15 protein-coding genes and 1 tRNA gene are annotated in these 18,546 nt (G+C 67.3%); 7 read left to right on the top strand and 9 right to left on the bottom strand.

What is annotated here, in order from left to right:
- Positions 1-184: 184 nt before the first annotated feature.
- From rpsA to polA, 3 genes are all read right to left on the bottom strand, one after another.
- Complete coding sequence (gene rpsA, locus AC5RWG_RS01125; RefSeq protein ID WP_493980210.1) at positions 185-1,657, bottom strand: 30S ribosomal protein S1; 1,473 nt, start codon at positions 1,655-1,657, stop codon at positions 185-187.
- A 287-nt stretch (positions 1,658-1,944) separates the two neighbouring features.
- Positions 1,945-3,255, bottom strand: coding sequence for a GNAT family N-acetyltransferase (locus AC5RWG_RS01120; protein ID WP_494166250.1), 1,311 nt, complete (start codon positions 3,253-3,255; stop codon positions 1,945-1,947).
- Positions 3,256-3,363: 108 nt separating this feature from the next.
- On the bottom strand, positions 3,364-6,138 hold the full coding sequence (gene polA / locus AC5RWG_RS01115) for a DNA polymerase I (RefSeq protein ID WP_494109202.1): 2,775 nt from the start codon (positions 6,136-6,138) through the stop codon (positions 3,364-3,366).
- On the opposite strand from polA, the gene AC5RWG_RS01110 reads away from it, so the two are divergent.
- A complete protein-coding gene (locus tag AC5RWG_RS01110; protein ID WP_493999610.1) occupies positions 6,137-6,646 on the top strand; it encodes a hotdog fold thioesterase in 510 nt (169 codons plus the stop codon). The genes polA and AC5RWG_RS01110 overlap by 2 nt on opposite strands.
- Before the next feature lie 117 nt (positions 6,647-6,763).
- Here AC5RWG_RS01110 and AC5RWG_RS01105 read toward each other — a convergent pair whose 3' ends face one another.
- Together AC5RWG_RS01105 and AC5RWG_RS01100 are read right to left on the bottom strand one after the other, a co-directional pair.
- A complete protein-coding gene (locus tag AC5RWG_RS01105; protein WP_494109201.1) occupies positions 6,764-8,344 on the bottom strand; it encodes an HNH endonuclease in 1,581 nt (526 codons plus the stop codon).
- Positions 8,345-9,050: 706 nt separating this feature from the next.
- Positions 9,051-9,599 carry a dihydrofolate reductase family protein gene (locus tag AC5RWG_RS01100; protein WP_494025862.1) on the bottom strand — a complete coding sequence of 183 codons (549 nt, stop codon included), beginning with the start codon at positions 9,597-9,599 and terminating at the stop codon, positions 9,051-9,053.
- A gap of 138 nt (positions 9,600-9,737) precedes the next feature.
- Here AC5RWG_RS01100 and AC5RWG_RS01095 point away from each other — a divergent pair, with 138 nt between their 5' ends.
- Positions 9,738-10,100: a nuclear transport factor 2 family protein gene (locus AC5RWG_RS01095; protein WP_494013897.1), complete on the top strand. Its 363-nt coding sequence runs from the start codon at positions 9,738-9,740 to the stop codon at positions 10,098-10,100.
- 65 nt (positions 10,101-10,165) lie between these two features.
- Positions 10,166-10,786, top strand: coding sequence for an L-threonylcarbamoyladenylate synthase (locus AC5RWG_RS01090; protein WP_494109200.1), 621 nt, complete (start codon positions 10,166-10,168; stop codon positions 10,784-10,786).
- Positions 10,787-10,838: 52 nt separating this feature from the next.
- On the opposite strand, the gene ligD (AC5RWG_RS01085) is transcribed toward AC5RWG_RS01090, so the two are convergent.
- Positions 10,839-11,861 (bottom strand): non-homologous end-joining DNA ligase, encoded by a 1,023-nt coding sequence (gene ligD / locus AC5RWG_RS01085; RefSeq protein ID WP_494013895.1) that lies wholly within the window; start codon positions 11,859-11,861, stop codon positions 10,839-10,841.
- A gap of 50 nt (positions 11,862-11,911) precedes the next feature.
- On the opposite strand from ligD (AC5RWG_RS01085), the gene AC5RWG_RS01080 reads away from it, so the two are divergent.
- Entirely contained in the window at positions 11,912-12,586 is a 675-nt protein-coding gene (locus AC5RWG_RS01080) for an alpha/beta hydrolase family protein (RefSeq protein ID WP_494013894.1), read from the top strand.
- A 75-nt stretch (positions 12,587-12,661) separates the two neighbouring features.
- Here AC5RWG_RS01080 and AC5RWG_RS01075 read toward each other — a convergent pair whose 3' ends face one another.
- Positions 12,662-13,093, bottom strand: a complete 432-nt coding sequence (locus AC5RWG_RS01075) for a YybH family protein (protein ID WP_494013893.1) — start codon at positions 13,091-13,093, stop codon at positions 12,662-12,664.
- 235 nt (positions 13,094-13,328) lie between these two features.
- On the opposite strand from AC5RWG_RS01075, the gene AC5RWG_RS01070 reads away from it, so the two are divergent.
- Entirely contained in the window at positions 13,329-13,781 is a 453-nt protein-coding gene (locus AC5RWG_RS01070) for an SRPBCC family protein (RefSeq protein WP_494013892.1), read from the top strand.
- A gap of 24 nt (positions 13,782-13,805) precedes the next feature.
- On the opposite strand, the gene AC5RWG_RS01065 is transcribed toward AC5RWG_RS01070, so the two are convergent.
- On the bottom strand, positions 13,806-15,983 hold the full coding sequence (locus tag AC5RWG_RS01065) for an elongation factor G-like protein EF-G2 (RefSeq protein ID WP_494139287.1): 2,178 nt from the start codon (positions 15,981-15,983) through the stop codon (positions 13,806-13,808).
- Positions 15,984-16,163: 180 nt separating this feature from the next.
- On the opposite strand from AC5RWG_RS01065, the gene ligD (AC5RWG_RS01060) reads away from it, so the two are divergent.
- Complete coding sequence (gene ligD / locus AC5RWG_RS01060) at positions 16,164-17,408, top strand: non-homologous end-joining DNA ligase (RefSeq protein ID WP_494109194.1); 1,245 nt, start codon at positions 16,164-16,166, stop codon at positions 17,406-17,408.
- A gap of 265 nt (positions 17,409-17,673) precedes the next feature.
- Here the strand turns inward: ligD (AC5RWG_RS01060) and AC5RWG_RS01055 are convergent.
- Positions 17,674-17,754, bottom strand: a tRNA-Leu gene (locus AC5RWG_RS01055).
- 137 nt (positions 17,755-17,891) lie between these two features.
- On the opposite strand from AC5RWG_RS01055, the gene AC5RWG_RS01050 reads away from it, so the two are divergent.
- Positions 17,892-18,485 (top strand): ANTAR domain-containing response regulator, encoded by a 594-nt coding sequence (locus AC5RWG_RS01050; protein ID WP_493977830.1) that lies wholly within the window; start codon positions 17,892-17,894, stop codon positions 18,483-18,485.
- The last annotated feature ends 61 nt before the right edge of the window (positions 18,486-18,546 follow it).

Genomic DNA, 18,546 nt, shown 5'->3' with positions numbered 1-18,546 from the left:
TCACCCTAAATCCCACGCCAGTACCGGGCAAGGACCGCAGCAACCCCGAGGCGAGCACCGGCCGCGCAGCGACGGTCTTCCGGCGCTTAGGAAAGGCGCAGCAGACGGCGGAACCCCCGCGCCCTGGGGGTGCGGGGGTTCCTCAGTCAGCGATGCCGGGTTGCCCCGGCGCCGAGGGCCGTTGTTACTGGCCGGTCAGCTTCTCACGCAGCGCAGCCAGGGCTTCGTCGGAAGCCAGGGTGCCGCCGCTGGAGGCCGGAGCCGCCGGGGCGTCGGAGGAGTAGCTGGTCGGTGCGGCCTCGGACTCGCTCGGAGCCTCGGCTTCCTCTGCCATGGAGGCAGCAACCTGCTTCTTGTGGGCTTCCCAGCGCGCCTGGGCGTCGGCGTACTGCTGCTCCCACGCGGCGCGCTGCGCCTCGTAGCCTTCGAGCCACTCGTTGGTCTCCGGGTCGAAGCCCTCCGGGTACTTGTAGTTGCCCTGCTCGTCGTACTCGGCAGCCATGCCGTACAGGGCCGGGTCGAACTCGGAGCCCTCCGGATCGACGCCCTCGTTGGCCTGCTTCAGGGACAGCGAGATGCGGCGGCGTTCCAGGTCGATGTCGATGACCTTGACGAAGACCTCGTCGTTGACGGAGACAACCTGCTCGGCCAGCTCCACGTGGCGCACGGCCAGCTCGGAGATGTGGACCAGGCCCTCGATGCCGTCTTCGACGCGGACGAACGCACCGAACGGAACCAGCTTGGTGACCTTGCCCGGGACGATCTGGCCCAGCGCATGGGTGCGGGCGAAGGTCTGCCACGGGTCTTCCTGGGTGGCCTTCAGGGACAGGGACACGCGCTCGCGGTCCAGGTCCACCTCGAGCACCTCGACGGTGACTTCCTGGCCAACCTCGACGACCTCGGACGGGTGGTCGATGTGCTTCCAGGACAGCTCGGAGACGTGCACGAGGCCGTCGACGCCGCCCAGGTCCACGAAGGCACCGAAGTTGACGATCGAGGAGACGACGCCCGGACGGACCTGGCCCTTCTCGAGCTTGTTGAGGAAGGTGGAGCGGACCTCGGACTGGGTCTGCTCAAGCCATGCACGGCGGGACAGCACAACGTTGTTGCGGTTCTTGTCCAGCTCGATGATCTTCGCTTCGATCTGCTGGCCGATGTACGGAGCCAGGTCGCGCACGCGGCGCATCTCGACGAGGGACGCGGGCAGGAAGCCGCGCAGGCCGATGTCGAGGATCAGGCCACCCTTAACAACCTCGATGACGGTGCCGGTAACAACGCCGTCCTCTTCCTTGACCTTCTCGATGTCGCCCCAGGCGCGCTCGTACTGAGCACGCTTCTTGGACAGGATCAGGCGGCCTTCCTTGTCTTCCTTGGTCAGCACCAGGGCTTCGACCTCGTCGCCGACGGAGACAACTTCGCCCGGGTCGACGTCGTGCTTGATGGAAAGCTCGCGGGAGGGGATGACACCTTCGGTCTTGTAACCGATGTCGAGCAGGACTTCGTCGCGGTCAACCTTGACGACAGTGCCTTCGACCAGATCGCCATCATTGAAGTACTTGATGGTCGCGTCGACGGCTGCGAGGAAGTCTTCAGCGGTACCGATGTCGTTGATGGCGACCTGCGGGGTACCGGGCTTCTCGGTGGAGGTGATGGTCATGTAGTAGGGGCTCCGATGTGGATAGTTTTCTGAGTTCCGCTGCTGCCCTGCTTCCCGGCGCGCAGCAGCATTGAACCGCTGCAGCACAAGGGATGCATTGCCGTTTACGGAAACGGACTGATGTGTTTTGGTGAAGCTCATGGAGCCTGCCCTTCACCGAAGGGCTCTCCATACGCATTACGCGCCCAATAAGTCTAACTGGTCGCGCCAATCCCGGCAAAGCGACTCGCCCCGTCAAGGCGCAGGTGCACGCCGAAACTGTGCCCGCGGCCCCTCTCCCGGAAGGGTCAAAAATGCGTGATGCAATACGGAGCGGTGTCCGTTGCGAACAGTCGGTCCATCCTGGACACTGCCTCCGCTGACGTACCGGAGAAGTGGCCGCCCGCCGCCAGGGTCCGCGCCCGGACTCCGCCCAGATAGAGCGAGCCCAGGGAATCCACGGGCACTGTGGCGTCGACGTCCGCGTCCTCCGGCAGCACGTCGACCACTCCCCGGCCGTCCTTGACGGTCAGCCGGTAGGCGCCGCAGCAGATGTCCAGCGGATCGGTGATCCGCAGGGTGCACGAGCCGTCGTGCAGGTACGGCCTGGCTTGGAGGGCCGCTACCGGGTCCAGCACGCGCAGCCACAACACATCTTCGACCGCCGCCACCTCGTAGCCGCGGCTGTCCGCCAGTCCCCACGCCAGCGGATCTTCCACCGGCCCGAGCGGGAACTTGATCCGTTCCACCAGGTCCAGCGACCCGAGGTAACGCCACAACTCCAGGTACGCATCCTGCCCGGCGGCAACCAGGTCAGCCACTTTCACGGTGTAGGGCTTGCTGTCCCAGCCGGCAAAGCGGTAGCTGACATAGCCGTCCGGCCGGCCGTCGCCGTCGTAATGGACGGCCGCCCGCAGCGACTTGTCTTCCGACGCCTTGTCCTCGCTCCAGCGGCCCGAGACGCGGAAGGCGTAACTGGCCTGGCGCCCGATCGAGCCAGAGGTCCGGGTATGGAACCCGTTGAATATTTCCGGCGCCAGGTCCTGGAGCGAAGCCGGGTCGGCCAACTCCATCGTCCCCGTCGCCGCGGCGCGCAGCCCGAACCGTTCGCGGGCATCGATTTCCACTTCGCGAATGAACGTCGCCGCGCCAAACCCGAAGCGTCCGTAGATGGTGGCCTCGGAAGCGGTGAGCGCCGCCATCGCGAGTCCCCGGCCGGCCGCCTGCTTCAGGTCGTCGGTGATCATCCGCCGCAGCAGGCCGCGGCGCCGATGCGTCGCCCGGACCGTCACCGCGGTGATCAGGTGGGTGTCCAGCAGCTGCCCGCCGCCCACGTTCAGGGTGTTGACCATGGTGGCGTAAGTAGCGACAGGTACTTGGGGGTCCCACACGCCAGGGCGCTGCGTGTCGTCGTAGGCACCCCACAGGATTCGCTGGTCCATCCCGTAGACCCGGGCGTAGGCGGCGATGTCGGAGGCATCGGGCTTGCCGTCGTGGAACCCGAACCTGACCGCTTCGAACCAGCCGAGGGTCCTGGCGTCGGGCCGGTCGCCGTCGAGCCCGGCGGCAAACCGGTCGATGCGGATGTCCTGGCGGGTTTCCTGAGTGCGCGTGGTCACGATCTACGAGCCTAGCGGCACCTCCCCCCGGTCCACCAGAGGGAGCCGCAGCCATCGCACAGAACCGTCACCGCCTCCGCGTGCCGGGACACTGGAGGCTGGACGTGTCTAGTGTCCGGCTTCCTGCCAGTTGGCGCCGACGCCGACGGACACGTCCAACGGCACGGTCAGTTCCGCGGCGCCGCCCATTTGGGCGCGCACCAACTTCTCCACCTGTTCCCGCTCCCCCGCCGCTACTTCGAGCACGAGTTCGTCGTGGACCTGCAGCAGCATCCGGGACTTCAGTCCCTGGCGGCGCAGCTCCTCCGAGACGCCGAGCATGGCCTTCTTGATGATGTCCGCCGCCGATCCCTGGATGGGCGCGTTCAGCGCGGCCCGCTCCGACATCTCGCGCAGCTGGCGGTTGTCGCTGGCCAGGTCCGGCAGGTAACGGCGGCGGCCTTCGATCGTCGAGGTGAACCCGTCCACCCTGGCCTTGTCCACCACTCCGCGCAGATAATCGCGGACGGCGCCGAACCGCGAGAAGTATTCCTTCATCAGCGTCCGCGCCTCGTCCACGGAGATGTTCAGCTGCTTGGACAGCCCGAACGAACTCAGCCCGTACACCAGGCCGTAGGACATGGCCTTGACCTTGGCGCGCATCTCGCTGGTGACGTCCTCGGGCGCGACCCCGAAGATGTGCGCGCCGACAAACCGGTGCAGGTCCTCGCCCGAGCGGAATGCCTCGATCAGGCCTTCGTCTCCGGACAGGTGGGCCATGATGCGCATTTCGATCTGCGAATAGTCGGCGGTCAGAAGCAGCTCGTAGCCCTCGCCGACGACGAACGCTTCCCGGATGCGCCGGCCGGCCTCCGACCGGACCGGGATGTTCTGCAGGTTCGGGTTGATGGAGGACAGCCTGCCGGTGGCGGCCACCGTCTGCGCGTAGGTGGTGTGGATCCGCCCATCATCCGCCACGGTCTTGCGGAGGCCTTCCACCGTCTGCCGCAGCTTTGAAGCATCGCGATAGGCCAGCAATTGGACCAGGAATTCGTTGCCCGTCTTGGCGAACAGGTCGTTGAGCGCATCGGCGTCGGTCGAATAACCAGTCTTGATCTTCTTGGTCTTCGGCAGCCCCAGCTCCTCGAACAACACCGTCTGCAACTGCTTGGGCGAGCCCAGGTTGATTTCCTTGCCGATGATGCCGAAGGCCGCCGAGCTGGCGGCGTCGATGGTCACGGTGAAGTCGTCCACCAGCCGGTCCAGCGCGCCGGCGTCCACGGCAATGCCGTCCAATTCCATCCGCGCCAATACCAGCGACAGGGGCAGGTCGAGCCCGCCCAGCAGCTGGTTGGCGCCGCGGTCCACCAGTTGTCCGGCGAAGTGTTCGCTCAGCTGCAGCGCGGCGAAGGCCTGCACGACGGCCGGTCCGGCCTTGTCATCCTCGGACAGGCCGAGTTCCAACTGCCCGTTCGCCGCGGCTTCGGGGGCCGCCACGGACATCTTCAGGTGGTACTGGGCCAGGTCCGCCAGTTCGTAGCTGCGCCGGTCCGGCTGGATGAGATAGGCCGAAATCGCGGTGTCGTCGACGACGCCCAACAGCTCGAACCCGCGCCGCGAGAGAACCTTGTAGGCGTACTTGAAGTCGTGGACGACCTTCGGCGCGTCAAGGTCGGACAGCCAGTGTGCCAGCAACTGCTCGGCGTCGGCGTCCAGCGAAGTCAGCGGCACGTAGGCGGCCTGGGCGTGGGCCACCAGGGCCAGCCCGACGGCGTCGTCCCCGCCTTCCGCGGTTTCGGCCACCAGCTGCAGGGCAACGTTGTGCTGGTTGGTCTCCTCCAGCCATTCCTTCAGGGCGGCGGCATCGGTGACCACCGCGTGGGCGGGGGCGTTGACCTCAGTCTCGCGGACGGCGTCCTCCTCGCCGAAGAGGTCGAAGAGCCGCTTGCGCAGGGTGTTGAACTGGAGCGCATCGAAGAGTTCCTCGATGGCAGTCCGGTCGGGGTGCTGCAGCACCATGTGCTCCAGCTTCACGGGCAGGTCCAGGTCCCGGAGCAGGTGGTTCAGCCGGCGGTTGCGCTTGACCGAATCGACATTGGCCCGGAGCGCCTCGCCGACCTTGCCGCCGATCGAATCCAGGTTCTCCAGGATGCCTTCGACGCCGCCGTAGAGATTGATCCACTTGGCCGCGGTCTTTGGGCCGACGCCGGGGACGCCGGGAAGGTTGTCGGCGGTCTCACCGACGAGCGCCGCGAGATCGGCGTACCGTTCAGGCCGGACGAAGTACTTGGCTTCGACCGCGTCGGCGTCCATCGGCGGGATGTCGCTGATGCCCTTCTTCGGGTACAGCACGGTGACTTTGTCCGTGATGAGCTGGAACGCGTCCCGGTCCCCGGACACCACCAGAACCTCCCAGCCGGACTTCTCCGCCCGCTCACTCAGGGTGGCGATGACGTCGTCGGCCTCGTATCCGTCCAAGGTGACGGTGGGGATCTGCATCGCCTCCATCACCTTGACGATCAGGTCCACCTGGCCGTGGAATTCCTCGGGCGTTTTGTTACGGCCGCCCTTGTACTCGGAATACTCCTCGGTGCGGAAGGTGGGAGTGTCCAGGTCAAACGCCACGGCGATGTGGGTCGGTTCGCGCTGCTCGATCATCTTGATCAGCATGGAGGTGAAACCGTAGACGGCATTCGTGTGCTGGCCGGTATCCGTGGAGAAGTTTTCCACCGGCAGGGCGTAGAACGCGCGGAACGCCATCGAGTGGCCATCGATCAGCAGCAGGCGCTTTGGCCCCGATGCTTCGCTCTCCGGGCCAGAAACGGGGGCTCCCTCCGCCTCTACTGTCGCGGTCGCTGCTGCCGGTTTGTTAGTTTCACTCACACCTGCCAGCCTAGTTCCCATGAGCGACAAATTCACACCCGGCGACAGTGCTGCGGGACACTCGCAGGGCGCGCTTCCGGCCACGGCCGCGGCCACGATCGCCGAACTGGTCGACGCCGGTGTCCCGGAACACTTGCACCGGTGGCTGATACACACCGGGGTGGGATCGCTCGTGGTGAAGATGGGCATCGTTTTCAGCGAGATGACCCCGCAGCGCATGGTGGCAACGATGCCGGTGGAAGGAAATACCCAAGTGGCGGGCATCCTGCATGGCGGCGCGCATGTGGTGCTGGCCGAAACGCTGGGGTCCTTCGCGGCGTCTTTGCACGCGGGCGCCGGCCGACACGCGGTCGGCATCGAAGTCGGCGCCAGCCATCACCGCTCCGTCTCCTCGGGACTGGTCACCGGCACTGCGACGGCCATCCAGCTGGGGCGTTCGCTGACCGTGCACGAAGTCGTGATGACCGATGAGGACGGGCGGCGCCTCTCCACCGCGCGGATCACCAATTTGATCCGCGACAACGGGTAGGCACTCTTCGAAACCCTGGCCCGCAAGCCCGGAGGCCAGATCGGCGCACTGCTGGGATCGGCGTCAGCGCCACTCCCCCTTGCGCTGGTCAGCGCCACTCCCTCTTGTGCTGGCAATTTAGGCGGCCGACGGGGCGAGCTTGTCCCTCGGAATTTTCACTACTGCCCAACCGCCCGCAGTGCAGGCGCTCCGCCGGGCACCGTCGTCGGCGTCGTCATCGCTGTTCGCCGCGGCAGCGGCCAACGCGCCGTGAATGATTTCTGCGCTCGATGCCAAGGATGGCTGGGCGGTCCCTGCGGCCGACATCACTGTGCCCGGCGGCACCGTCTCGGTTCTGGCCTTATCGGTCTCTGACGCTCCGGTTGGCGGGGTGCCTGGTAGTGGTGGCGGGGTGGAGGTGTAGGTGTGTCCGGTGGGGGTGATGGTTTCCACCGTGTGGTGGGGTCCGTCGAGGGTGCGGCTGGACCAGCCTTCGGCTTCCTTTGACTGGTTGCATTGTTCGCACAGTCCCTGGCCGTTGGCCATGGTCGTTTCACCGCCTTGCGTCCAGGGCACGATGTGGTCGATGTGCCGGATCGGGGCGTCGCACCAGGGCCTTGCGCAGACGGCGTCGCGGGCGTGGATCATCCGGCGCATCCCGTCGGGGAATTTTCGTGCGGCCGAGTCCATCCCCAGCAGTTGCCCGGTCCCCGGCGCGGTGTAGAGGCGGCGGACCCAGACGTCCTCCACGGTGGCCTGTTTCAATACCTTGGTGCGTTGGGCCTGCTCGCGGGCGGTCTTCCAGCCCGGCTCGGTCCCGGCCGGCGGCGCCTTCTGCCCGGCCCCGCCCCGCGGGCTGCCGCCGGTTGCTGCCAGTGCTGGCGCCGATGCCGGCGGTTGCGGCGGGCCGGTGAGGTTGCGGGCGTAACCGGCCGGGACGATGCCGTGCCCGGTCAGCCAAACCGGCTCGGCCTCACCCCGCAGCAGGGCACGGTCGGTCATCACCAACTGGATTTCCAGCCGGGCCGGGTCAGCGGTGCTGCGGCCGGTGACCCGTTCGAACACGGTATCGGCCATCATCTGGCCCCGCGACCGGGGGTCCCCCGTGCTGCGCAGCCGGTCCGCTTCCTTGTGCAGGGCAGCCATCACCGCCACCCCCTGGATGACCGGCAGCAGGGTCCGGACCGAGACCATCGTGTCCGGCTCAGGCCGGGAGGACACATGCCGGTCCGCTTCGGCCTTCGCCGCCCGGCCCACCACCGAGCGGGGATCGAGCCGGTAGGCCAGGCGCTTGGCTTCGGCCCGCAGCGCCCGGTTCCCCAACCCGTGCAGCCGGTCCCGGTTCCCGGCCAGTTCCCGGTCCACCCGGGCCCGGTGCTCCCGGGACAGGCAGCCGGTCTCCTGGGCCAGGATCTCGGCCCGGTATTCGTTCAGGTCCCCCGCGGCGAGGGCGGCCAGGGTGTGCGGCATCTGTGTGACCAGGGTCCGGGAGAGGTTCAGCAGGACCGCGGCACGGTGCGGGGACTCGCGCCGGGCCAACCCGATCTGGGCGGCCACCCCGGCGCCCTGCCGGTCTTTCGGTATCCCGGCGCAGGCACGGCGGGCACGCACCGAGTCCTCCAACGCGACCTGCACCCTGGCCTGCGCGGCCGCCGCGGCAGCCTTCAAACCCTCCAACGCCGTCAGCTCCTCCACCAACTCCCGCTCCGACGCACCCACGTCGATGCCCTCGAGGGCAACGGCCGCAGCCCGAACAGCGGCAGAATCCAGCGGTGCCGAGGCCGGTCCGGGCTCCCGCCTCGAACCGCTGCCGGCAGGTGATACCGGGGCGGCCGGGGTTGTGACAGACGGGGTTTCGGCAGGAGATGCTGCGGCGTCCCCGGTTGCGGCAGACGACGTTACGGCAGACCGGGCTGGGGCAGACGGGTCTCCGACAGGTCCTGCAGCAGGCGATGCTGCGGCGGGAGGATCGGGTACGGCCGGATCAAACATCTCAGCGTCTCAATCTTCAGCATGCATACTGCATGGCTTCGACTATGAACGGTCACGAACCCTGCACGGATCCGCAGACGCCGCCGGCAAACCCACTACCCGGCGGCCAACGATGGTGCTCAACTGCTACTGAAAACAGGCTATCCGCCGCCACTGACAGTTTCGGGCGATGCGGAAATTCCCCGCTGAGAGCCGCGGATGAGTGGTATCGGGCCGTGAGTCTGGATAGTCGAGCAGGGACACAGGCGGTGCAGGGACGCCGGAGGACGACATTGGGGGAAGGCGGAGGCCCGAGCGTCCTTGGTCAACATTGGAAGACTGAAGGCGGACTGCGGAGGCTGAAGGACAAAGCGGCGCAAGGCGCGCCGCTGAGCTGGAGGGCGGTAGTTGTGGTTGCAGCAGGACCGCGCGGGGGCCCCGCCCAGGCGCGAGGCTAGACCGCCACCGGGTTGAGGTCGTAGTGCATCTCTACCAAGTCGCCCAAGGTGCGGCTGCCGCGCAGCCGGGCGGGCGCCGTCGTGCTGGTAACCGGTAGCAGCGGTTGTCCTCCGCCCAGCATTACCGGCACCAACGTCAGGATGAGTTCGTCCAGCAGGCCGGCCGACGCATACTGCGCGGCAAGTTGACCGCCGCCGACCAGCCACACGTCTTTCTCGCCGGCGTCGGCGCAGATGTCGTCGTGGAAGATACCCACGTCGCCTCGCACAAACGTGATGTCCGCTCCGGGGATGCCTGGCAGTTCGTGATGCGTGAAGACCCAGGTGGGTGTTGAGCCGTAGGGCCACTCCTCCGGTGCCTGCTCCAGCACGAACTTGTACGTCTCGGAGCCCATCACGATGGACCCGATGCGCTGCATGAAGGTTTCGAAGCTGTCCTGGACGCCGGCGGCGTCGTTGAATTGCGTGAGCCAGTCGAGCTTGTTGCTGCGGTCGGCGATATACCCATCCACCGAGCTGCCGACGTAGTAGATAGTCCGGGCCATGGGCCCCATGCTAGCCAGCGGGTTCAACCAGCGGAAGCGTGGCATGCGGCCCGCGGGAAAGACGGGGTTATCGGTCCGCACGCGGCCCGTGGGGATGCCGGGGTTGTCGGCCCGCGGCCGCCGCAGTACAACGGTGGGATGGATGGGAAGACGGCGGCGTGGATCACCGCTTACCGGCAGGCGTGGGAAACCAATGACCCGGATCAGATCGGAGCCCTGTTTGCCGACGACGCCGAGTACCGGCCGGAGCCGTGGACGGACCCGTGGCGTGGCCGGGACAGCATCGTCCAGCAGTGGCTGGCCCGCAAGGATGAGCCCGGCGCGGCGACCTTCGAGTGGCACGAAGTCGCCGTGACCGACGACGTCTCCGTGGTGGAGGGAACGACTGCCTACCACCGGGACGGACGCACCTACAGCAATTTGTGGGTGATCCGGTTGAACGGCGAAGGCCGGGCAACCCACTTCACGGAGTGGTGGATGGACCAGTCGGTCCCTTCCTGAGACCGACGCCCGCACAGGATGCTCCGCTCATGCATCAACCGCGCCCGTGGCCGTAAGCTCGGGGAATGGCGAGATACTTCGACGTACACCCCCAGGATCCCCAGCCGCGGTCGATCGGCCAGATTGTTGGCCTTGTCCAGTCGGACGCGTTGATCGTGTACCCGACCGACTCTTGTTATGCCTTCGGCGCGCAGCTGGGCAACAAGGACGCCCTGGAACGGATCCGGACCATTCGCCGGCTCGACAACAAGCACCATTTCACCTTGGTCTGCAAGGACTTTGCCCAGCTGGGCCAGTTCGTGCACGTCGACAACAAGGTTTTCCGCAGCATCAAGGCGGTGACGCCGGGAAGCTACACCTTCATTCTGCCGGCCACCGCGGAGGTTCCCCGCCGGCTAATGCATCCGAAGAAGAAGACCGTGGGCGTCCGCATTCCGGCGAACAAAGTCGCGCAGGCGATCCTGGCGGAGCTGGGCGAGCCGCTGCTCTCCAGCACGCTGCTGCTGCCGGGCGAGGAGGAACCGCTGACCCAGGGCTGGGAGATCAAGGACCGGCTCGACCATGTGGTGGACGCCGTGGTGGATGGCGGCGACTGCGGGTCCGAGCCCTCCACGGTCGTCGACTTTTCCGGCGGCACTGCCGAAGTGGTCCGTTACGGGGCCGGCGACCCGTCCCGGTTCGAATAGGGGCCGGGGGCGGCGGTCGCCGAGGGCGGTATCCGTCAGGTTGGCGGGCCCGCTAGTCCTTCTTGCGCGCCCGGCTGGGCTGCACCCGCGGCGGCTCGCCCGGCATCTTCGGATAGTCGGGCGGGAAGGGCATCTCCCCCAGGCCCGCGGCGAGGTCGCGTTCCCACCACTGGAGCAGGACGTCGATCTTGCCCGGCTCATCATGCATGCGGGCCCATGGGTCGCCGGTTGTCTTCAGCCTGTCCGGAACCGTGGCGATCGTGAAGTTCTTCGGATCGGCCGTCTCGAGTTCGTCCCATGCGATGGGGCAGGACACCGCCGCGTTCGGCAGGGCCCGCGGGCTGTAGGCACCCGCCATGGTCCGGTCGCGGTTGGCCTGGTTGAAGTCCACGAAGATCCGCTCCCCGCGCTCCTCCTTCCACCACGACGTCGTCACTTGTTTCGGCATCCGCCGCTCGATCTCCCGCGCCGCGGCGATGACGGCGTGGCGCACGTCCAGGAATTCGTGCGTCGGCTCGATCGGCGCGAACATGTGCAGCCCGCGGTTTCCGGAGGTCTTGATGAACGCGTTGAGTCCGGCCTCCGCCAGCACCGACCGCAGTTCGATCGCCACCGGGATGGCGTCGTCGAACGAGGTCCCCGGCTGCGGGTCCAGGTCGATGCGAAGCTGGTCCGGGTTGTCGGAGTTCCCCGCGCGCGACGGCCACGGGTGGAACACCACGGTGTTCATCTGCACCGCCCACACCGCCGCGGCGGGCTCGTCGAGGACCAGTTGCGGGTGCGACCGGGCGCTCGGATACACCACCATCACCGACCGCACGAACTCGGGCGCACCCTTGGGCGGATTCTTCGAGAAGAACTGCTCGCCGTCGACCCCGTTCGAGAACCGTTGCAAGGACACCGGCCGGTCGCCGTTGGCGCGGACGAAGGCCTCGCCAACCTCCGCGATGTAGCGCGCCAGATCCAGTTTGGTGATCCCGAGTTCGGGCCACATCACCCGGCTCGGGCTCGAAATGCGCACCTCGCGCTCGCCGTGCGGTCCGTCGACCGTCAGCGTTGTCTGTTCGCTGGCCATGGGAACACCTAAACACACACACTCGCTTCTGGCGAGGGCATGATGGGAGCATGCCTATCACCGAGTCCACCGTGACCATCGACGTCGGCGACACCACTGTCTCCGGTATCTACGCCCGCCCCGAGTCCCCCTTCGCTTCGCTGGTGGTGGCCCACGGGGCCGGCGCGGGCATGGACCACCCGTTCCTGTCCGGTTTCACCCGCGCCTTGAACGACGACGGCGTAGCCACCTTGCGCTTCAACTTCCCCTACCGGGAGGCCGGCAGGAAGTTTCCGGACCGCCCGCCGGCTGCCATCGTGGCGTGGCGTTCGGCCATGCGGGAAGCGGCAGCGCGGTCCGAAGGTGAACCGCTGTGGGCGGCCGGCAAATCCTTCGGCGGCCGCATGGCGTCGATGGCCGTGGCGGAGGGAATGCCGGCCGCCGGCCTGGTGTACCTCGGCTATCCGTTGCACCCGCCGGGGAAACCGGACAGGCTGCGCGACGAGCACCTGTATGGCCTCACGCTGCCCATGCTGTTCCTGCAGGGCACCCGCGATACCTTCGCAACCCCGGAACTGCTCGAGTCCGTCGTCGCACGCATCGGCCCGAATGCCGTGCTCGCCTGGCAGGAAGGCGGCGACCATTCCTTCGACGTCAAGGGCGGGAGAAGAGGGGCGGCGGAGATTGGGGCATCGCTCGCCGGCCCTGCTGCCGAATTCCTCCGCTCGAGGGTCAGCGGCGCCTGACCGCCGGCCGGCTGCCGGCCAGTGCCCGACGATGGAGTCGAGGGCCCGCGGCGCCTGCCGCCGGCCGGCTGCCGGCTACTGCTCGACGATCGAATCGATGGTCCGCGGGGAGGTGATGGGATCGGCGTGACGGTGGATGATCTTCCAGTTGCTGTCCTCCAGCCGGAATATCGTCGTGACCCGCAGCGAGATCGGGGACGCCGAATCGGACACGCTGACCTTCACCCGGGTCCGCTCGATTTCGACGATGTAGGCCAGATCGGTCGCGACGTAGGTCGAAATCCGTTCAAACCGGATCGGCTCGCCCTCCCTGAAATGCGATACCGCCCGGTCCATGGCCGCCTCGACCTCCGCCCAGCCACGGGCAGGCGGCCCCAACGGATTGGCAAGCGTGACCTCCTCCTGCCGCGAAAACAGGTCCTTCGCCAAAGCGGGGTTTCCCTGGACGAACGCGTCCAGCGCTCGGTGATACCGCTCGGCAACAAGTTCGAGATCGGGCCCTGGCATGATTCCTCCAGCCGCTGCCTCCCGCCGGGGCCGTGCGGCCGGGGCGCGAATACAGCCATGCTCCCACCGGCATCCGGGGATGTCCATGACCGGTGTCGACCCCGGGCTCCTGCACGGGGCCGGCCGGCGGGACTACGATGGCCGGGCCGGCGACCGCACGCCGGGACTACGATGGTCGGACAAGGGGCCCCCACGCCTTCAACTGCGGGGTCGGTGCCGGAAGGGGCCGCGTCCGATGAACGAGCAACCCGGCGGTTTCGTGCTGGAGCTGAAGGTGGTCCTGGCCGCGCCGTGCGACAAGGTTTTCCGCATGCTGACGGAGGCGGGTGAATTGGCCACATGGTGGGGTCCCGAAGGTTTCACAACACCCGACGCCGTGCTCGACGCCAGGCCGGGCGGCACCTACCGGCTGACGATGAAACCGCCCGACGGCCCGCCCTTCCACCTCGCCGGTGAGTTTCTCGAATTCTTCCCTCCGCGCCGCCTCGCCTACACCTTCCGGTGGGAGGAGCCCGCGCCCGATGACCGCGAAACCGTCGTCACGCTCTCCCTCAAACCCTCGGAGGACGGCACCCGCCTCGCCCTCCGGCAGGGCGGGTTCGCCACCGAGGAACGTCTCGGCCTGCACCGGGCCGGCTGGACGGACGCCCTGGGAAAACTCGCCCGCGTCCTCCGCTCCGGCGGGTGACCGGACCCGTCCCGGCCGAAGACCTTACCGCTGCCCGACCCCCGTCGCCGCCGCCGAAGGCACCGGGTCGTGCCTCAGGTAGGCCCGCCGGAAACGCCCGGTGCCGCCGGTCAGCGCACGAAGATCGATGGCGTAGCGCAGCAATTCCTGGTCCGGGACTTCTGCACTGATTTCGGTGAGGTCCCCGCCGGCCGAATCAGATCCGGTCAGCCGTCCGCGCCGTGCGGACAAGTCGCTCATCACAGTTCCCACGTAGTCGTCGGGCACCGTGATCGTCACGGCGGAGACCGGCTCGAGCAACTGGATGCGCGCCGCCGCTGCGGCTTCCCGCAGGGCCAGGGCACCCGCGGATTGGAAGGCCGCGTCGGAGGAATCGACGCTGTGGGTCTTGCCGCCGACCAGTGTCACGCGGATGTCGACGACGGGGAAGCCGGCGGAGACGCCTTTTTCCATCTGCGCCCGGACACCCTTCTCGACGGACGCGATGTACGGCCCCGGGATGATGCCGCCCACGATCTTGTCCACGAATTCAAACCCGGCGCCCCGCGGAAGCGGTTCCACCTCGATCTCGCAGATGGCGAATTGGCCGTGCCCGCCGGACTGCTTGACGTAGCGTCCGCGTCCGGTGGCCCCTATCGCGAACGTTTCGCGCAGGGGCGTGACGACGTCGACGGTTTGCACATTCACGCCCTGCCCGCGCAGCCGGTCGAGCACCACCTCGGCGTGCGATTCGCCCATGCACCACAGGATGAGTTGGTGGGTCTCAGTGTGCCGCTCCACCCGCAGGGTCGGGTCGCCCGCGGCCACCTTGGCCAGGCTTTTCGCCAGGGCGGCCTCGTCGTTGCGCGTGGCCGCCTCCACCGCGACAGGCAACAGCGGTTCCGGCATCTCCCAGGGTTGGATGAGCATCGGCTGCTCCCGCGACGACACCGTGTCGCCGGTCTCGGCCGTGCCGATCTTCGTCAACGCGCAGATGTCGCCGGCGATGCACAGGGACACCGACCGCAGGGTCGAGGCGAGCGGGGCGTGCAGATGCGTGACCCGTTCGTCGCTGTCGTGGTCGGCGTGGCCCCGGTCGGCGAGCCCGTGCCCGGACACGTGGATGGCGGAGTCGTCCCGCAGGGTGCCCGAAAAGATCCGGACCAGGGAGACCCGGCCCAAAAACGGGTCCGTGGTCGTGCGGATCACTTCGCCGGCGAGCGGTCCGTCGGGGTCGCAGCGCAGCGGGGTGCTGCGCGAACCGTAGAGTCCCGTCGCCGCCGGCATCGGGCGCTCGAGCGGGGACGGGAATGCCCGCTGGAGCATGTCCAGCAGCTCCGGGATGCCCAGCCCGGTTTCCGAGGAGGTGGCCAGCACCGGGTAGAAGGATCCGCGCGCGACGGCGGTCTCCAGGTCGGAGAACAGCACATCGAGGCCGATTTCCTCGCCGCCGAGGTAGCGGTCCATCAGGGACTCGTCCTCGCTCTCGGCGATGATGCCTTCGATCAGGGCGCTGCGGGCCTCCTCGGCTCCCGCGAGCTCCCCGGCGCCCGCGGGACGGACATCGGGCTTTCGTTCCCCGGCACTGTAGTCCGATACGATGCCGGACAGCAGTGCGTGCAGCCCCGTCAGGTCCGCCCCGCTCCGCACCGGCAGGTACAGCGGCTGCACGGACTCGCCGAAGGCGCGGCGGCAGCCGGCCAGCGCCGCTTCGAAGTCGGCCCGCGGGTGGTCCAGCCGGCTGATGGCCACCGCCCTCGGCATCCCGACGCTCTCGCATTCGCCCCACAGCGCGGTGGTCGCGGCATCGATCCCGTCCACGGCGGACACGACGAACAGGGCGGCGTCGGCGGCACGAAGACCGGCCCGCAGCTCGCCGGTGAAGTCCGAATAGCCCGGAGTGTCCAAGAGGTTGATTTTGACGTCGTCGAACATCACGGGAAGGACGGAGAGCACGACGGAACGCTGCTGGCGGATCTCGGAGGGATCCGAGTCGCTGACGGTGGTGCCGTCGATGATCGAACCCATCCGGTTCGTGGCCCCCGCCGCCAGCAAGAGGGCCTCCGCGAGCATCGTCTTCCCGGCACCGGAGTGGCCCACCAACGCCACGTTGCGGATCTGCTCCGGCCGGGACACCGTTGCCGCGGCGGAGACCTCCGCCCGGCGCAGATCCGCGCTCCGTCCAGAACCCTTCGCCAACCCGTTGGCCGATTTCCCCGACATGAGCGCCTCCTGGCGTCGTAGGCAGCCTCGTCCCTGCACACTCGCGTGCTGTTAACAGATTCGACACCCAGAAGGGGTACACCGGCAAGGGTTGGACCGCTTCCCTGTGCAAACAAGACCAGGCCGGGCTGCCGCGCAGCTGGTCTGGTTGGGACATCCGATCGTTGCTAGCGTGGCGGAATGAACCCGTCGAAGGCCCCAGCCGAGATCCTTAACATTGCCGGCAGCGAGGTTCGCATCTCGAGTCCGGACAAGGTGGTGTTCCCACAACCCGGGCTGACGAAGCTCGACCTGGTTCGCTACTACCTTGCCGTCGCGGATGGTGCACTGCGCGGCGCCGGCGGCCGCCCAATGGTGCTCAAGCGCTTCCCGAAGGGCATCGATGCTGAGCCATTCTTTCAGAAGCGCGTGCCTGAAAACCACCCTGACTTCATCCACACGACAACGCTGCACTATGCGTCGGGGACATCAGCCGAAGAGGCCGTCCTTAGGGATGCTGCGGGCCTAGCGTGGGTCGTGAATCTTGGATGCCTGGACCTCAACCCGCACCCCGTGCGCGCCGAGGACCTCGAGCACCCCGACGAGCTGCGGGTCGACCTCGATCCGATGCCGGGAGTCGACTGGTCGCAGATCGTCGACGTCGCCTGCGTCGCACGGGAGGTGCTCAACGACGTGGGACTGGTGGGTTGGCCGAAGACGAGTGGGTCGCGGGGACTCCACATCCTTGTGCGCATCGCGCCTCAATGGTCGTACCGCCACGTGCGGCTCGCCGCAGAGACCCTCGCTCGCGAGGTCGAGAACCGCGCTCCCGGCCTCGCCACCGCACGGTGGTGGAAGGAGGAGCGCGGCGAGAGTGTGTTCGTCGACTTCAACCAGAACGCCAAAGACCGCACCGTGGCTTCCGCGTACTCGATCCGGCCCCTGCCCGACGCCCGGGTTTCGACGCCGCTCACATGGGACGAGGTCACCTCCGCCCGGCCGGAACAGTTCACTGTGCGCTCGGTGCTCGAGCGCTTCGCCGACGTGGGCGACCCTCACGCCGGCATCGATGACGCGGTCGGCACCCTCGACGGGCTCCTCGCCTTGGCGGCCGAGCTCGGCCCCGCCGAGAAACCGCCGGGCGGCGGCGACGGCTCCGGCCGCCGGAAGTCGATGATGCCGCTCATTGAAGTGGCCCGAACCAAGACCAAGCGCGAGGCGTACGCGGCGCTCGATGAGTGGAAGACTCGGCATGCGGACGTCGTCCCGGCCCTGCAACCGGCTGATGTGCTCGTCGACGGAATGCGCGGATCAAGCTCGCTCTGGTACAGGGTGCGAGTGAACTTGCAGCACGTCCCCGTAACGAAGCGGCCGCCGCAGGAGGAGCTCATCAGCGACTACGACCCATGGGCCGGCAAGGACTGGCCGGGGCGCCCGGGGTCCTAACCCACTGACCAAAAACCGGAAGCGCACAAAGCCAACGGAACAGCCGGTGTCTGCAAGGTGCAGCTTGTCCCCCAGCCAATGTCACGTCTTGCAGTTCCGACGCGGAACAGCTCCGCCATGACCAATCTGCAGCGCCACTGCGCCAAAACCAAGCGAGGAGCCGGCTGCCCCGGCAACGGCCGACAAATGAAAGACCCCCGAAGGGGCCCACAAGTCAACATTTGTCCACTACCAGAGGCCTACATGCCTCCGCACAGTAAAAACGTGCCCGAGGTGGGATTCGAACCCACACGAGTTTCCCCGCCGCATTTTGAGTGCGGTGCGTCTGCCATTCCGCCACTCGGGCCTGCATCGGTCGCGAAGCCGGTCTCCAACTGTGAAAACCGTCATGCTGCCCGGTGCGCGAATCTACTCTACATGCCGATAGGCTATTTCACGGAACCGACGCCATGCCAATGGCAACGCAACACTCTAGGAGCGCCAGTGTCTGAACAAACCGAGTCTGTCCCCGCTCGCCGCGTCGTCGTCGCGGAGGACGAGACACTGATCCGCCTGGATATCGTCGAAATTTTGAGGGGCGAGGGCTACGACGTCGTTGGCGAAGCCGACAACGGCGAAAAGGCCGTGGAACTCGCCCAGGAACTGAAGCCGGACCTGGTCCTCATGGATGTGAAGATGCCCGTGATGGACGGCATCTCGGCCGCGGAGCAGATCGTCAAGGCACGCATCGCCCCGGTGGTGCTGCTGACCGCGTTCAGCCAGAAAGAGCTCGTGGAGCGCGCCCGCGACGCCGGTGCCATGGCGTACGTGGTGAAGCCCTTCACGCCGGCGGACCTGATCCCGGCCATCGAGATCGCGCTCTCCCGCCACGAAGAGATCGCCGCCCTGGAGTCCGAGGTGTCCGACCTGCAGGAGCAGTTCGAGACCCGGAAGCTGGTGGAGCGGGCCAAGAGCCTGCTCATCACCAAGATGGGCCTGACCGAGCCGGAAGCGTTCCGCTGGATCCAGAAGACGTCGATGGACCGCCGGCTGAGCATGCGCGAAGTCGCCGAGACCATCATCAACCAGGTGAACTAAGGCAACGCGAACGGCCAACCCAGTTGGCGAAACTAGACTACGGGAACGGCCTCCGGAATGA

It is taken from the genome of Arthrobacter sp. Y3221160 (assembly GCF_059092585.1).
The sequence above is the reverse complement of the archived record's forward strand: the minus strand, read 5'-3'. Positions and strand labels throughout refer to the sequence as shown.

What these genes read in the sequence shown, in the direction of transcription:
- rpsA (WP_493980210.1), bottom strand. Translation starts at nt 1,657, where the DNA reads ATGACCATCACCTCCACCGAGAAGCCCGGTACCCCGCAGGTCGCCATC.
- AC5RWG_RS01110 (WP_493999610.1), top strand. Translation starts at nt 6,137, where the DNA reads ATGAGCGACAAATTCACACCCGGCGACAGTGCTGCGGGACACTCGCAG.
- polA (WP_494109202.1), bottom strand. Translation starts at nt 6,138, where the DNA reads ATGGGAACTAGGCTGGCAGGTGTGAGTGAAACTAACAAACCGGCAGCA.
- AC5RWG_RS01100 (WP_494025862.1), bottom strand. Translation starts at nt 9,599, where the DNA reads ATGGCCCGGACTATCTACTACGTCGGCAGCTCGGTGGATGGGTATATC.
- AC5RWG_RS01095 (WP_494013897.1), top strand. Translation starts at nt 9,738, where the DNA reads ATGGATGGGAAGACGGCGGCGTGGATCACCGCTTACCGGCAGGCGTGG.
- AC5RWG_RS01090 (WP_494109200.1), top strand. Translation starts at nt 10,166, where the DNA reads ATGGCGAGATACTTCGACGTACACCCCCAGGATCCCCAGCCGCGGTCG.
- ligD (WP_494013895.1), bottom strand. Translation starts at nt 11,861, where the DNA reads ATGGCCAGCGAACAGACAACGCTGACGGTCGACGGACCGCACGGCGAG.
- AC5RWG_RS01080 (WP_494013894.1), top strand. Translation starts at nt 11,912, where the DNA reads ATGCCTATCACCGAGTCCACCGTGACCATCGACGTCGGCGACACCACT.
- AC5RWG_RS01075 (WP_494013893.1), bottom strand. Translation starts at nt 13,093, where the DNA reads ATGCCAGGGCCCGATCTCGAACTTGTTGCCGAGCGGTATCACCGAGCG.
- AC5RWG_RS01070 (WP_494013892.1), top strand. Translation starts at nt 13,329, where the DNA reads ATGAACGAGCAACCCGGCGGTTTCGTGCTGGAGCTGAAGGTGGTCCTG.
- AC5RWG_RS01065 (WP_494139287.1), bottom strand. Translation starts at nt 15,983, where the DNA reads ATGTCGGGGAAATCGGCCAACGGGTTGGCGAAGGGTTCTGGACGGAGC.
- ligD (WP_494109194.1), top strand. Translation starts at nt 16,164, where the DNA reads ATGAACCCGTCGAAGGCCCCAGCCGAGATCCTTAACATTGCCGGCAGC.